Source organism: Kitasatospora sp. McL0602 (assembly GCF_052076145.1).
In the GTDB taxonomy this organism is placed as follows: Bacteria; Actinomycetota; Actinomycetes; order Streptomycetales; family Streptomycetaceae; genus Kitasatospora.
Genome location: NZ_CP197246.1, coordinates 4,434,909 through 4,447,433, shown reverse-complemented (window position 1 = coordinate 4,447,433; position 12,525 = coordinate 4,434,909). Strand labels below are relative to the sequence as shown.

Below are 12,525 nucleotides of genomic sequence, written 5' to 3'. Positions count from 1 at the left end.
AGTGCTCGCTGTGGCACGTCCCGAAACCCCCGGTCCCGGGACTGTGCCACCTCATCACCCGGACGGTCAGCCGACGCCCGCGTACGAGTGCTTGCCGGTGACGAAGATGTTGACGCCGTAGTAGTTGAACAGGAAGCAGGCGAAGGCCAGCAGAGCCAGGTAGGCGGCCTTGCGGCCCTTCCAACCGGCCGTGGCACGGGCGTGCAGGTAGCAGGCGTAGACGACCCAGGTGATGAACGACCAGGTCTCCTTCGGGTCCCACTCCCAGTACTTGCCCCAGGCGGCCTCGGCCCAGATCGCGCCCGCGATGATGGTGAACGTCCACAGCGGGAAGACCAGCGCGTTGATCCGGTACGAGAGCTTGTCGAGCGTCGACGCGGCGGGGAGCCGCTGCCAGATCGAGGCCGGGGTGCCGAACGGGCCGGTGGTCATGCCTTCGGCGATCCGGCGGTCGTACCAGCCCTTGCCCAGGTAGAGCGCGGTGGCCGCGAAGCCGGCGTAGAAGGCGCCACCGCAGATGATCGCGGCGGAGACGTGGATGGCCAGCCAGTACGAGTGCAGGGCCGGGACGAGCTGCTCGGACTCGGTGTACAGCACGCTGACAGCGAGGCCCAGCGTCAGCACCACGGCGACCGTGACCGGCAGGCCGAGCCAGCGGACGTTCTTCTTGGCGACCAGCAGACCCAGGTACGCCAGCACCGTGGTCAGCGCGAAGGCGCAGGAGAACTCGTACATGTTGCCCCACGGCCAGCGGGTGACCGAGAGGCCGCGGGTGATCACGCCGGCGATGTGCAGCAGCGCGCCCAGGACGGTCAGCGAGATGGCGATCCGGCCCGCCAGGTCGCCCTTCTCGCTGCTGCCCGCCGCGCCCGGACCGTCCACCTCGTCGTTGTCGCCGCGGCCGCTGGTGACCACCGTCGCCCCGGCGTCGGCGAGGGCGGTACGGGTCAGCGTGGTGGTGCCGCCACCGGCGGAGGCGACGGTGACCGTCACCTTCTTGACCACCTCGGGGGCCTTGGCGGCGGCCACCGTCTCGGCGAGCGTCGCCTGCTCGGTGGAGCGGACGGCGACGGCGCCCTTGCTGCCGAAGGTCCACTCGAAGATGTGGGCGAACATGGCGAGCAGGTACACGGCCATCGCCGCGTAGATCAGCTTGTTGGAGAGGTCGGCCAGCTGGGGGTCGACCCCTGATGCGATCAGCACCGTCTACTCCTTGGAGTCCGGGTCAGCGGGTTGGTCTTCGTCTGTGGGGCCGTCGTCGAGGGCTGGGGCTTCGTCCTGGAGGTCGACGGCGAGTTCGGCCAGCTCCTCGGCGATCTTCGCCGACTCGCTGCGGGCCAGTCCGGCGACCTCGACCAGGGTGCGGCCGTCCGGCGTCGCCACGGCCCGGACCCAGATCCGGCGACGCTGCACGAAGAGCGAGCCGATCAGGCCGAGGATCGCGCAGACGGCGCCGGTGAGGGCCACGGCATTGCCCGGCCGGTGCGAGACGGTGAAGCTGGCCCACTGCTCGTAGCCGTCGAAGGTGACGGTGCCGTAGCCGTCCGGGAGGGTCCAGCCCTGACCCGGCTTCAGCTTCACGATCGCGGGCTGGCCGTTCACCAGGAGCCGGGTCATGCCCTTGGTGTCCAGCTGGTAGACGTTGGATGGGAGCCCCGAGTTGCTGCGCAGGTCGCCCGCGTAGGCGTTGAGCACCAGCACCGGATCGGCGGTGTCCGGGAAGAGCGAGATCGGGCCGGTGTGGGTGAAGTCGGCGGCGGCCGTCGGCAGGAAGAAGCCGCTCAGGCCCAGCTGGGTGTCCTTGCCGTCCTTCTGGCCGTAGTCGTTGACCTTGACCACGCCGGTCGAAGTCAGGTTGGCGTCCTGCGGCAGGAAGGGCGTCGGGCCGGTGTAGACCTTCTCGCCCTTGGCGTTCTTCACAGTGACGACCGGGGCGTAGCCGTGGCCGATCAGGAAGACCTTGCTGCCGCCGATCTCCAGCGGGTGGTTGACCTGGATGTCGCCCTTGGTCAGCCGGGTGTCGTCGCTGCCGGTCCAGTACCGGATGTGCGCGGTGAACTCGCGGGCGCTGCCGATCTGGTCGCCGCTGGTCTGGTAGCGGGCGGTGAAGCCGTCCAGCTTGAAGCCGAAGGCGTCCAGGTCCTCGGAGCCGTAGAAGGCCGAGCCGGTGAAGTCGTCCAGCTGCGTCGTGGTGTTCGAGTAACCCTGACCCTCGATCACCAGCTTGCCGCCCTGGCCGCTCGCCAGGCTCGCCCAGCCGAAGCCGGCCAGCAGCGCGAAGAGCGAGAGGTGGAAGAGCAGGTTGCCGACCTCGCGCAGGTACCCCTTCTCGGCGGCGACCGCGCCGCCACCGAGGTGGCTGCGGAAGCCGCGCCGCTTGAGGTGCTGGTACGCGGCGGTGTTGACCGTCTTGGCGTCGGCCGAGGTGTGCCAGGCCGCGTACACCGGCATCCGGGTCAGGTTGCCGGGCGCGGCCGGGGGCTGGGCCCGCAGCACGCCGACGAACTGCCAGGTGCGGGGGATGATGCAGCCCGCGAGCGAGATGAAGAGCAGCAGGTAGATCGCCGAGAACCAGACCGAGCTGTAGACGTCGAACAGCTGGAGCTTCTGGTAGATCGGCGTGACGCCCTTGTGGGCGGCCTGCCAGTTCTGCACCTTGAAGGAGTTCTGGCTGTTCTGCGGGATCAGCGAGCCCGGGATGGCCGCCAGCGAGAGCATGAAGAGCAGGATCAGCGCGACCCGCATCGAGGTCAGCTGACGCCACGTCCAGCGCAGCCAGCCGAAGACCCCTATGCCGGAGGGGCCGTCGGACTCGAGGGGCTGACTGCTGAGGCGCCCGGCCGAGAGCTCGTCAGCCTCCGGGAGGCCGTCCGGGGTGTCCTCCGGGATGTCCTCCGGGGGGCGGGTACGGGTGTCGCTCACGGTCAGATTCCGATCGAGAAGTCGGCGAAGGCGTTGCGAAGCTGGCCGACCAGGTCGTCCCAGGCCCCGGTGAGGAGCAGCAGACCGACCGCGACCAGCATGCCGCCGCCGATCCGCATCACCCACTGGTAGTGCTGCTTGATCCAGCCGAACGCGGTGAGCGCCCGGCGGAAGGCCAGCGCGGCCACGATGAACGGTACGCCGAGGCCCAGGCAGTACACGACAGCGAGGACCGAGCCGCGCCAGGGGTTGGCCTCGTTCATCGCCAGGGTGTTGATCGCGGAGTAGGTGGGCCCGAGACAGGGCGACCAGCCGAGCCCGAACACGATGCCGAGCAGCGGCGCTCCGGCCAGGCCGACCGCCGGGCGGCGGTGCGTGCGCAGCTCGCGCATGCTGAAGCCGGGCAGCAACCCCATGAAGGCCAGGCCCATCAGCACCGTCACTATGCCCATCACGATGTTGATGATGTGTCGGTAATGCGCGAGGGTGTCCCCGAAGAAGCCGAACAGGGCGCCGCCGGAGACGAAGACGGCGGAGAAGCCGAGGACGAACAGCGCCGAGCCGAGCACCATCCGCCCCCGCTTGGCGCCCTTGGCGTCAGCGAGGTCGACGGCGGAGAAGCCGGTGACGTAGCTGAGGTAGCCGGGGACGAGCGGCAGCACGCAGGGCGAGAAGAACGAGACCAGCCCGGCGAGCAGTGCCACCGGGATGGCGAGCAGGATCGCGCCGTCGAACACCGTCTGGTTGACGGCTGCCTCGGCGATCAGGGCAGTGCTCACTGGGACTTCTCGGCGACGATCGGCTTCAACAGGCTCTCCAGGTCCTCCGCCGAGAGGGCGCGCAGTGAGCGGGCGGCGAGCTTGCCGTCGCGGTCGACCACGATGGTGGAGGGGATGGCCTGCGGGTTGAGGCTGCCCTTGGGGAACTTGAGGATCTGGGTGCCGTCCGGGTCGTACAGGCTGGGGTAGGTGATCCCGAAGTTCTTCTCGAAGGCGATGGCGTTGGTCGGGTCCGGGTCCCGGGTGTTGAGGCCGAGGAACTGCACGTCCTGGCCCTTGAACTTGTCGGCGACCTCCTGGAGGCCCTTCGCCTCGGCGCGGCACGGGTTGCACCAGGAGCCCCAGACGTTCAGGACGACGACCTTGCCCCGGTAGTCGGCAAGGGCGGCCTTGCCGCCGTCGAGCAGGGTGCCGGAGATGGCGGGGGCGTCCTTGCGGTGGCCGGCCGTGGCGGTGTCCAGACCGCCCTTTCCGGCGATGAAGCCGGTCTGGCCGCCACCGCCGGAGGCGCCTGACGAGCAGGCGGTGAGTGCCAGCGATGCGGTTGCCGCGAGCAGGGCGGCCAGGCGGATGCGGCGGCGGTTCGTCCCAGACATGTGAAAAGTTTCGCATGGGACTTCAGGGCGTTTTAGGGGGGTCCGACCTTGCGTGTCGGACCCCACCTGACCTGCGGTTCTTATACTTATGATCCACTTATTTGGGGCGCGCCCCGACGGTGGCTGCTCACGCCCCGAAACTCTTCCCCACGGGCTTGTCCTTGCCGCCCTTGGAGACCAGGTGCGCGGGGAGCAGATCGCGGGCCGGCTCGCTGTAGCCGATCGAGACGATCCGGTCGTCCTCGTACGTGAAGCTGGTCAGCGAGGCCAGCGAGCACTGCCGGTTGCGCGGGTCGTGCCAGAGCCGGCGGCGCTCGGCGAAGGAGCGGACGATCCAGATCGGCAGCTGGTGGCTGACGCAGACCGCCTCGTGCCCGCGCGCCGCGTCCCGGGCCGCCGCGAGGGCGCCCATCATCCGGACGACCTGCTCGATGTACGGCTCGCCCCAGGACGGCTTGAACGGGTTGGTCAGGTACTTCCAGTACCCCGGGTTGCGCAGCGAACCGTCGCCGACGCCGAAGGTCTTGCCCTGGAAGATGTTGTCCGCCTCGATCAGCCGATCGTCGGAGGCGATCTCCAGGCCGTGCGCCTTGCCGATCGGCGCGGCGGTCTCCTGCGCGCGCTCCAGCGGCGAGGCGACCACGTACGTGATGTCACGGTCCGCCAGGTGGTCGGCGACGCGGTCGGCCATCTCCCGGCCGAGCTCGGAGAGGCGGTAGCCGGGCAGGCGTCCGTAGAGGATGCCCTCCGGGTTGTGCACCTCGCCGTGCCGCATCAGGTGGACGACGGTGGTCTCGCTCACTTGGACTCCTCGGTGGCCTGGGCGGCGGCCTGGGCGGCGGCGGGCAGGGCGGCGGCGATCCGCTCGATCGCGCGGGCGTCGTGCGAGGCCGAGACGAACCAGGACTCGAAGGCGGACGGCGGCAGGTAGACGCCCTGCGCGAGCATGCTGTGGAAGAAGGCGTTGAAGCGGTACGCCTCCTGGGTCTTCGCCTCGTCGTAGTTGGTGACGGGCGCGTCAGTGAAGAAGACCGAGAACATGTTGCCCGCCGTCTGGAGGCGGTGCGTCACGCCCTCCTTGGTCAGCGCGGCGCCGACCAGGCCGGAGATCTCGGCGGAGACGCGGTCGACCGTCGCGTACACCTCGTCGGTGCAGCCGCGCAGCTGGGCGAGCCCGGCGGCGGTGGCGATCGGGTTACCGGAGAGGGTGCCCGCCTGGTAGACCGGGCCGGCCGGGGCGAGGTACGCCATCACGTCGGCTCGGCCGCCGAAGGCCGCGGCCGGGAAGCCGCCGCCCATCACCTTGCCGAAGGTGAGCAGATCGGGCGCCCAGCCCTCGTGCGCCGCCTCCAGGCCGTACCAGCCGGCCTTGGACACGCGGAAGCCCGTCATCACCTCGTCCGAGATGAACAGCGCGCCGTCGGCCTTGCAGAGCTCGGCGAGGCCCTTGTTGAAGCCGGGCAGCGGCGGGACGACGCCCATGTTGCCGGGCGAGGCCTCGGTGATCACGCAGGCGATCTGGCCGGGGTGCTTCCGGAACGCCTCGCGGACGGCCGCGAGGTCGTTGTACGGGAGCACGATGGTGTCGCCCGCCTGGGCGCCGGTGACGCCGGGGGTGTCGGGCAGGCCGAAGGTCGCGACGCCCGAGCCGGCGGCGGCGAGCAGCGCGTCCACGTGGCCGTGGTAGCAGCCGGCGAACTTGACGATCTTCGCCCGGCCGGTGAAGCCACGGGCCAGCCGGATCGCGGACATCGTCGCCTCGGTGCCGCTGGACACCAGGCGCACCTGCTCGACCGGGGCGACCCGGGCCACGATCTCCTCCGCCAGCTCAACCTCGCCCTGGCCGGGCGTGCCGAAGGAGGTGCCCTTCACGACCGCCTGCCGGACGGCGTCGATCACGGCCGGGTGCGCGTGGCCGAGGATCATCGGACCCCAGGAGCACACCAGGTCGACGTACTCACGGCCGTCGGCGTCGGTCAGGTAGGGGCCGGTGCCGGACACCATGAAGCGCGGGGTGCCGCCGACGGCGCGGAAGGCGCGCACCGGTGAGTTCACGCCGCCGGGGGTCACGACCGAGGCTCGGTCGAACAGCGACTGGGACTGAGGGGCCTCGTACGGGTAGGTCATCGGATTCGTCACCCGCACATGGTCTCAAATCGTGTCCTTGACCTCCGCATGTCGGACCCGATCATCTGGAACGATGATCCGTGTGCCGCTGTGTCTTACCGCACTGCCTTCCTGCGGTCAGGCCCTCGCGTTCTCATCCGCTTGACGGATCAGTCAGACTGTGGGGAGCTGTCGACGGCGAAGCTGCGGCACGGCAGCTGGGCAGGTGTGCCGGGCACACGTGTTACAGCGGCGCAAAGACGGGGTAATGGGCACGTTCGGAGGGACACCGAGCGTGCGGGGGTCTGTCGATTCCGGCGAATTCCGGTGAGGATGGTCCGAGTGTCCGAGGCGCAGGACGGCTCCGAGGAGACCGCGGGTACTTCCCGACGGCCCTCGCGGGCCGCGGGCGGGGGAACGGGAGCGGGCAGGGGAAGGCGGGGTGAAGGGCGCGTGGGAGTCACCTACAAGTACTTCGGCGCACCCGACCGGGCCACCGCTGCCAGAGTGCCCACCGCGTTGGGCCCCGGCGGCCTCGGCCTCGACGCAGGCGAGCTCGGCACCCTCGGGCGCCTCGGCGACCTGATGGAGACCAGCGGCTCCCTCGGCGGCCACCTCTCCACCAAGATCAAGCCCGAGACGATGAGCGCCATGGTCCTCACCGGCATCAAGGGCGTCCCCCTCCACCAGGTCCCGCCCCTGGAGCTCGTCGTCCTCCACCCCGACTACGCCGTCGTGCAGCTCCCGCACACCGTCGTCGAACCCCTCCGCAAGGCCGACGAGACCGAACTCGGCGCCGCCGCCTTCATCTGGTCCACCGTCCCCGACCGCCGGGGCCCGCGCGACGCCTTCGTGATCTACACCATGCTCCACGAGTGGCAGGACTTCGCGAACCGGCTGCACGACGCGGGGCATCAGCTGTACTGCCTGGTCTGGCCCTGACCCACAGGGCACATTGAGGGCGCATCACCTCAGAACCGATCTCCGCCACGCACCGACCTCGGCGGTATGACGCGCGTCACGGGAACCCTCCGGGGCGTCGTACCAGAGAGATGACGTGGACTATTCGGATCCAGAAGTACGGGCGCGGGTGCGGGCCGGTGACCGGGACGCGTTCGGGCGGCTCTTCGACGCGTACGCGCGGTCGGTGTACAACCACGCGTACCGGCTCACCGGGGACTGGTCGGCGGCGGAGGACGTGATGTCGCTGACCTTCCTGGAGGCCTGGCGACAGCACGGCCGGGTCGGTGCGGAGGGCGGGTCGCTGCGGCCGTGGCTGCTGGGCATCGCCACCAACCTGGTCAGCAACCAGCGCCGGGCCGCCCGGCGGCACCGGCAGGTCGTGGCCCAACTGCCGCCGCCGCCCGAGGGCGTGCCCGACTTCGCCGAGGAGGCGGCCGGGCGGATCGACGACGCAGCGCGGATCGCCGCCGTGCAGAAGGCGTTGGCACGGCTGCGGCGGCCGGACCGCGAGGTGCTGGCGCTGTGCGTGTGGGCCGGCCTGGACTACCAGGAGGCGGCCGAGGCGCTCGGCGTGCCGGTGGGCACCGTCCGTTCCCGGCTCTCCCGCGCCCGTGCCAAGCTGCACCGCCTCACCGAGGCGGCCGCCCGTCGCGGCCCGCAGAAGAACCCGCAGAAAAAAGCGGAACTCGCCCGCACCGCACACCAGATGAAGGGTGGGCCCGCGACCGCGGGTCTGTCCCCCAAGGAGGCACACCAGTGAACGCCGACCAGCGGCCGGAACCGGTCGAGCGCGACCTCCCGCCGGGACGTCACGCCCTACATCGGGAGCTCCTGATGCGCCAGATCGACCTCGACAACCCTGCCACCCCCGCCCGACGGCCCGCCCGACCGCGTCTGCGGCGACGGCTGGCCTTCACGCTGGTCGGCGCCCTCGCCGCGGGTGCGGCCGTGGCGGGCGTGACGCTGTACGACCGGTTGACCAACGTCCCGATGAACTCCTCCGTGCTCGCCACCTGGACGGTCAACCCGACCCACATGGACACCTCGTCCGGCCAGGGTGCCAAGACGCTGAAGTGGTGCCTGGACGGGATGCCGGGCACCGGCGAGCCCACCAGGATCACCAACGCGGACCTCCGCGGCAAGGTCACCTCGATGGTCATCAACCGTGGCGGCACCACGGTGCTCTGCTACGTCGCCTCGGGCAGCGGCGGCTTCACGATGTCGGTCAGCGACACGGGGAACCCCGCGCACGATGCGATCGCCGTCGACACCGGCGGTTCCCACGGCGACGGCCCGGACACCTTCAACTACGCCGCCGGCTTCGTCGGTTCCGACGTCAAGGCGATCTCCCTGACGGCCCACGGCCGCACCTTCGAGGTCACCGTGGAGGGTGGCCGCTGGACCGCCTGGTGGCCGGGCTCCAGCGGGGACAGGAGCGACATCATCGACTCCGCCACCCTCACCCTCACCGACGGCACCACCCGCACCGTCCCCAGGGCCTCCCTCTACTCCTGGTAGGCAGGCACCACCGGCCGGGGGCCTGCCGCGCTCCGGCGGCCCCCGCTTGCCGGAAAAGGACTGGGGGTACGGCGGCCGGGCTGGTAGCTTTCAGTCGACCGTGACACCGCCCGAGGAGGTGAGACCCATGAACGCTGTATCGATGTGGGTGCTCCCCCTTGCCGTCACGGCCGGGCGATTGACGTAGCTGTCGCCGGGAGCGCCTCGACAACCAGGCACTCCCGAAGGGCAACACCCATGCATTCTCTGCAGTTCACCGCCGAGTCGTCCTCGAACGGCATGCTCGAGCGCGACTTCCTCGTCGGCGACGTACCCGGCGTCCTCTGGTCGCCGGCCTCCGGCCCCGACCGGGCGCCCCTGGTGCTGATGGGCCACGGCGGCGGCAACCACAAGAAGCACCCGGCGATGGCCGGCCGCGCGCAGCGGCTCGTGACCGGCTGCGGCTTCCACGTCGCCGTCATCGACGCGCCCGGTCACGGCGACCGGCCGCGCACAGCGTACGACGAGCAGGTGAGCGCCGCGCTGGCCGAGGCGAGGGCGGCGGGCGAACCGGTGGGCCCGATCGTCAAGCGTCACAACGCGCACACGGCGGAGCTCAACGTGCCCGAGTGGCGGGCGGTGCTGGACGCGCTCCAGCAGCTCCCGGAGATCGGCGCCGACGGGCCGGTCGGCTACTTCGGCGTCAAAATGGGCACCGCCGTCGGCGTGCCGCTCGTGGCGGTCGAACCCAGGATCACGGCCGCGGTCTTCGGGCTGCACTGGCCCGACGACCTGGCCGAACTGGCGAAGCAGATCACCGTCCCGATCGAGTTCGACCTGCAGTGGGACGACGAGCACATCCCGCGCGAGGCCGGTCTCGCGCTGTTCGACGCCTTCGCCTCGAAGGAGAAGACGCTGCACGCCAACGCGGGCAGGCAGGGCGAGCTGCCCCGCTTCGAGGCTGACAGCGCGGTCCGGTTCTTCGCCCGGCACTTCGGCCGGGCGGTGACCTCGCAGACCTGATCCGTGCGGCCGGTGGTCGACCCCACGCAATCCGGGGCCGACCGCCGGTCCGCTTCCGGCCGGGCCGTCCCGGGATCACGCCGACTCGATGAACTCTCAACGATCTGAGAGCCTTTCGAATCGCGCGTCCGTAGGATCGGCGTCCTGGAGCCGGTGGCCGACGACGGTGACGGGGGCGGCGGATGGAAGACCCGGAGCACGGCAGAGCATCGGCCGAGCCCCTGAGCAGCGATGCCCGTGCGGTCTACCGGTACATCGTCGCCCGGCCGGTCGGCACCGCCTCGGAGACCGTGCGCTCGGCGGTCGAGCTGACGGAGGGACGGCTGGCGGGTGCCGTGCGGCAGCTCCTCGCGCTGCGGATGCTGGGCCGGTCGGCGTTCGAGCACGGGGTGCTGGAGGCCGTCCCGCCGGACACCGCGCGGGCGCAGCTGCTCGGGCCGGCGCTGCGCGAACTCGACCGGCGGCAGAGCGAGATCGACGTGACGCGGGCGGCGTACTCCGAGCTGACGGCGGTGTACGAGGGCAGTGTGCTGCAGCTGACGCAGGCCAACACGGTCGAGGTGATCAGCGACCTCCAGTCGGTCCGGGACACCATCACCGAGCTCGCCGCCAAGACGCAGTCCGAGGTGGTCACGGCGCAGCCGGGCGGGGCCCGCAACGAGGAGGTGCTGCGGGAGTCGCTGACCCGGACGGACGAGCTGCTGGCCCGGGGTGTCCGGATGCGGACGCTGTACCAGCACACAGCGAGGTTCAGCCCGCCGACGGTGAAGTACGTGGAGCACGTGACCCGGCAGGGGGCCGAAGTCCGCACCCGTAGCGACGGGTTCATGCGGCTGATGGTCTTCGACCGGAGCGTGGCCGTCATCGCGCTGCGCGACAGCCAGACCGGCGCCGTGATCGTCCACGAGCGGAACATGGTGGACTTCGTGTTCGCCGCCTTCGAGCGGGCCTGGAGCCAGGCCACCGACTTCCAGCCGACCTACGACCCCGCCGTGGTCGAGCTGACCTCGAACGACGTGAAGATCGCGATCACCCATCTGCTGGTGGACGGCGTGGAGGACAAGATCATCGCCCGCCAACTGGGCATGTCGCTGCGCACCTGCCAGCGCCACATCTCGGAGATCATGCGACTGCTCGGCGCCCGCAACCGCATCCACGCCGGCTATCTGATCCACCGGCTGGACCTGCTGAACCGTCAGACCTTCCCGGCCCGGGACGAGACGGAGCCCGCAGAGCTCGGGTGACGGCCCGTCGGCGTGATGGGCCTGACCGACGGAACCGACCAGTCTGTCGGCTTTAGCCTTGCCTGCCCCCCTCGCATCTGCGCCATGCGCAGATACGACACCCGGTGGCTATACCCCCTGGTGCGTGGCCGGGGCACGCTTGCAGCGCACCAACCACCTTGTCGGCACTGCCCAATTCTCATGGAAACACCGATGAATCCTGTAGCTCGACTTCTCGTCGGGGTCGCCGCAGCCGTGACACTCGTCGCCGCTTCCGCCACCGGCCTACATTCTGCGGCGCCCTCGGCGCGCGCCTCGGCACCCGCCCTCGCCCTGTCCGGCGATCTCGGCTGGGGCTGACCCGAATCACCAATCGCACTGCCTTCGTTACCCCACTCGCATCCGAAGGTGATCGATGATATTTCGCTATGCCCATGAGATGGTCCTCGACGATCTGTTCCTGGATCTGCACGGATTCATCGAAGGCGTGGATCTCGCTCTGAAGATCGAGGGCCTCAACCCGGCGGGGTCCATCAAACTCAAGGCCGCAGTCGGCCTGTTGGACGACGCCGAAAGACGCGGCCTGCTCAAACCCGGCGGGCGGGTGATCGAATCCTCCTCCGGGAATCTCGGAATCGCCCTGAGCTCCGTCTGCGCGGCCCGTGGGTACCGGTTCACCTGCGTGGCCGACCCGAACACCGCCAGCGCCAGCGTCGCGCTGATCAAGGCGTTCGGCGGGCAGGTCGTCATCGTGGACCAGCGCGATGCGAACGGGGGCTTCCTGCAGTCCCGGGTCGACTACATCCAGGCCAGGCTCCGGGACGAGCCCGACCTGCTCTGGCCCAACCAGTACGCCAACCAGGCCAATCCGCGCGTGCACTACGAGCACACGGCGGCGTCCATCTACAAGCAGTACCTCAACGTCGACCAGCTGTTCGTCGGGGCCGGGACGACCGGCACCCTGATGGGCTGCGTCGAGTACTTCCGCCGGCACTCGCCCGGGACGCGGATCGTCGCGGTGGACACGGTCGGGTCGGTCACCTTCGGCTTTCCGCCGGGCCGCCGTTACATCCCGGGGCTGGGCACCAGCCGTCGGCCGGAGATCTTCCGACCCGGGGTGGTGGACGAGGTCGTGATGGTCCCGGAGGCGCAGGCGGTGCAGATGTGCCGTCGGCTGGCGGGTGAGCGGGGAATTCTGATGGGCGGTTCGACCGGCTCCGTCCTGGCGGCCGTCGAGCAGCGGAAGGCCGAAATCCCCGCGCACGCCACCGTGGTGGCCATCGGCCCGGACAGCGGCGAGCGCTATCTGAACACCCTCTACGACGACGACTGGGTCCGCGGCCACTTCGGTTTCGTGCCCGACCCGCTCACCGCACAACAACCCGCCTGAACACCAAAGGGCTGAACACCGAAGCC

General features: G+C 70.1%; 12 protein-coding genes. 6 read left to right on the top strand and 6 right to left on the bottom strand.

Going from position 1 to position 12,525, the window contains the following annotated elements; all coding sequences use genetic code 11:
• Window positions 1-66 precede the first annotated feature (66 nt).
• The 6 genes from ccsB to hemL all read right to left on the bottom strand — a co-directional run bounded on the left by ccsB (window position 67) and on the right by hemL (window position 6,424).
• Window positions 67-1,203: a c-type cytochrome biogenesis protein CcsB gene (ccsB, locus tag ACR68M_RS20325; RefSeq protein WP_441245538.1), complete on the bottom strand. Its 1,137-nt coding sequence runs from the start codon at window positions 1,201-1,203 to the stop codon at window positions 67-69.
• Window positions 1,204-1,206: 3 nt separating this feature from the next.
• A complete protein-coding gene (resB, locus tag ACR68M_RS20320) occupies window positions 1,207-2,922 on the bottom strand; it encodes a cytochrome c biogenesis protein ResB (protein ID WP_441245537.1) in 1,716 nt (571 codons plus the stop codon).
• Between the two features lie 2 nt (window positions 2,923-2,924).
• Window positions 2,925-3,701 (bottom strand): cytochrome c biogenesis CcdA family protein, encoded by a 777-nt coding sequence (locus ACR68M_RS20315; RefSeq protein ID WP_441245536.1) that lies wholly within the window; start codon window positions 3,699-3,701, stop codon window positions 2,925-2,927.
• The gene (locus tag ACR68M_RS20310) at window positions 3,698-4,297 is read right to left on the bottom strand and encodes a TlpA family protein disulfide reductase (protein WP_441245535.1); all 600 of its coding nucleotides are present in this window, start codon (window positions 4,295-4,297) and stop codon (window positions 3,698-3,700) included. Before ACR68M_RS20310 ends, ACR68M_RS20315 begins: the two co-directional genes overlap by 4 nt.
• A gap of 127 nt (window positions 4,298-4,424) precedes the next feature.
• Entirely contained in the window at window positions 4,425-5,072 is a 648-nt protein-coding gene (locus tag ACR68M_RS20305) for a histidine phosphatase family protein (RefSeq protein ID WP_441251660.1), read from the bottom strand.
• A gap of 23 nt (window positions 5,073-5,095) precedes the next feature.
• Complete coding sequence (gene hemL, locus ACR68M_RS20300; RefSeq protein ID WP_441251659.1) at window positions 5,096-6,424, bottom strand: glutamate-1-semialdehyde 2,1-aminomutase; 1,329 nt, start codon at window positions 6,422-6,424, stop codon at window positions 5,096-5,098.
• Window positions 6,425-6,856: 432 nt separating this feature from the next.
• On the opposite strand from hemL, the gene ACR68M_RS20295 reads away from it, so the two are divergent.
• The 6 genes from ACR68M_RS20295 (at window position 6,857) to sbnA (ending at window position 12,499) form a co-directional block, all read left to right on the top strand.
• Entirely contained in the window at window positions 6,857-7,345 is a 489-nt protein-coding gene (locus ACR68M_RS20295; protein WP_441245534.1) for a hypothetical protein, read from the top strand.
• 115 nt (window positions 7,346-7,460) lie between these two features.
• Window positions 7,461-8,126, top strand: a complete 666-nt coding sequence (locus ACR68M_RS20290) for an RNA polymerase sigma factor (RefSeq protein WP_441245533.1) — start codon at window positions 7,461-7,463, stop codon at window positions 8,124-8,126.
• Window positions 8,127-8,200: 74 nt separating this feature from the next.
• Window positions 8,201-8,884 (top strand): hypothetical protein, encoded by a 684-nt coding sequence (locus tag ACR68M_RS20285; RefSeq protein WP_441245532.1) that lies wholly within the window; start codon window positions 8,201-8,203, stop codon window positions 8,882-8,884.
• A 237-nt stretch (window positions 8,885-9,121) separates the two neighbouring features.
• On the top strand, window positions 9,122-9,886 hold the full coding sequence (locus ACR68M_RS20280) for an alpha/beta hydrolase family protein (RefSeq protein WP_441245531.1): 765 nt from the start codon (window positions 9,122-9,124) through the stop codon (window positions 9,884-9,886).
• 182 nt (window positions 9,887-10,068) lie between these two features.
• Entirely contained in the window at window positions 10,069-11,130 is a 1,062-nt protein-coding gene (locus tag ACR68M_RS20275; RefSeq protein WP_441245530.1) for a LuxR C-terminal-related transcriptional regulator, read from the top strand.
• Between the two features lie 418 nt (window positions 11,131-11,548).
• Window positions 11,549-12,499, top strand: a complete 951-nt coding sequence (gene sbnA / locus ACR68M_RS20270; protein WP_441245529.1) for a 2,3-diaminopropionate biosynthesis protein SbnA — start codon at window positions 11,549-11,551, stop codon at window positions 12,497-12,499.
• Window positions 12,500-12,525: the final 26 nt, after the last annotated feature.

Excerpts from the sequence above, each read along its gene's own strand:
- ACR68M_RS20280 (WP_441245531.1), top strand. The coding sequence starts at position 9,122 with ATGCATTCTCTGCAGTTCACCGCCGAGTCGTCCTCGAACGGCATGCTC.
- sbnA (WP_441245529.1), top strand. The coding sequence starts at position 11,549 with ATGGTCCTCGACGATCTGTTCCTGGATCTGCACGGATTCATCGAAGGC.
- ACR68M_RS20305 (WP_441251660.1), bottom strand. The coding sequence starts at position 5,072 with ATGCGGCACGGCGAGGTGCACAACCCGGAGGGCATCCTCTACGGACGC.
- ACR68M_RS20310 (WP_441245535.1), bottom strand. The coding sequence starts at position 4,297 with ATGTCTGGGACGAACCGCCGCCGCATCCGCCTGGCCGCCCTGCTCGCG.
- ACR68M_RS20275 (WP_441245530.1), top strand. The coding sequence starts at position 10,069 with ATGGAAGACCCGGAGCACGGCAGAGCATCGGCCGAGCCCCTGAGCAGC.
- ACR68M_RS20285 (WP_441245532.1), top strand. The coding sequence starts at position 8,201 with ATGCGCCAGATCGACCTCGACAACCCTGCCACCCCCGCCCGACGGCCC.
- hemL (WP_441251659.1), bottom strand. The coding sequence starts at position 6,424 with ATGACCTACCCGTACGAGGCCCCTCAGTCCCAGTCGCTGTTCGACCGA.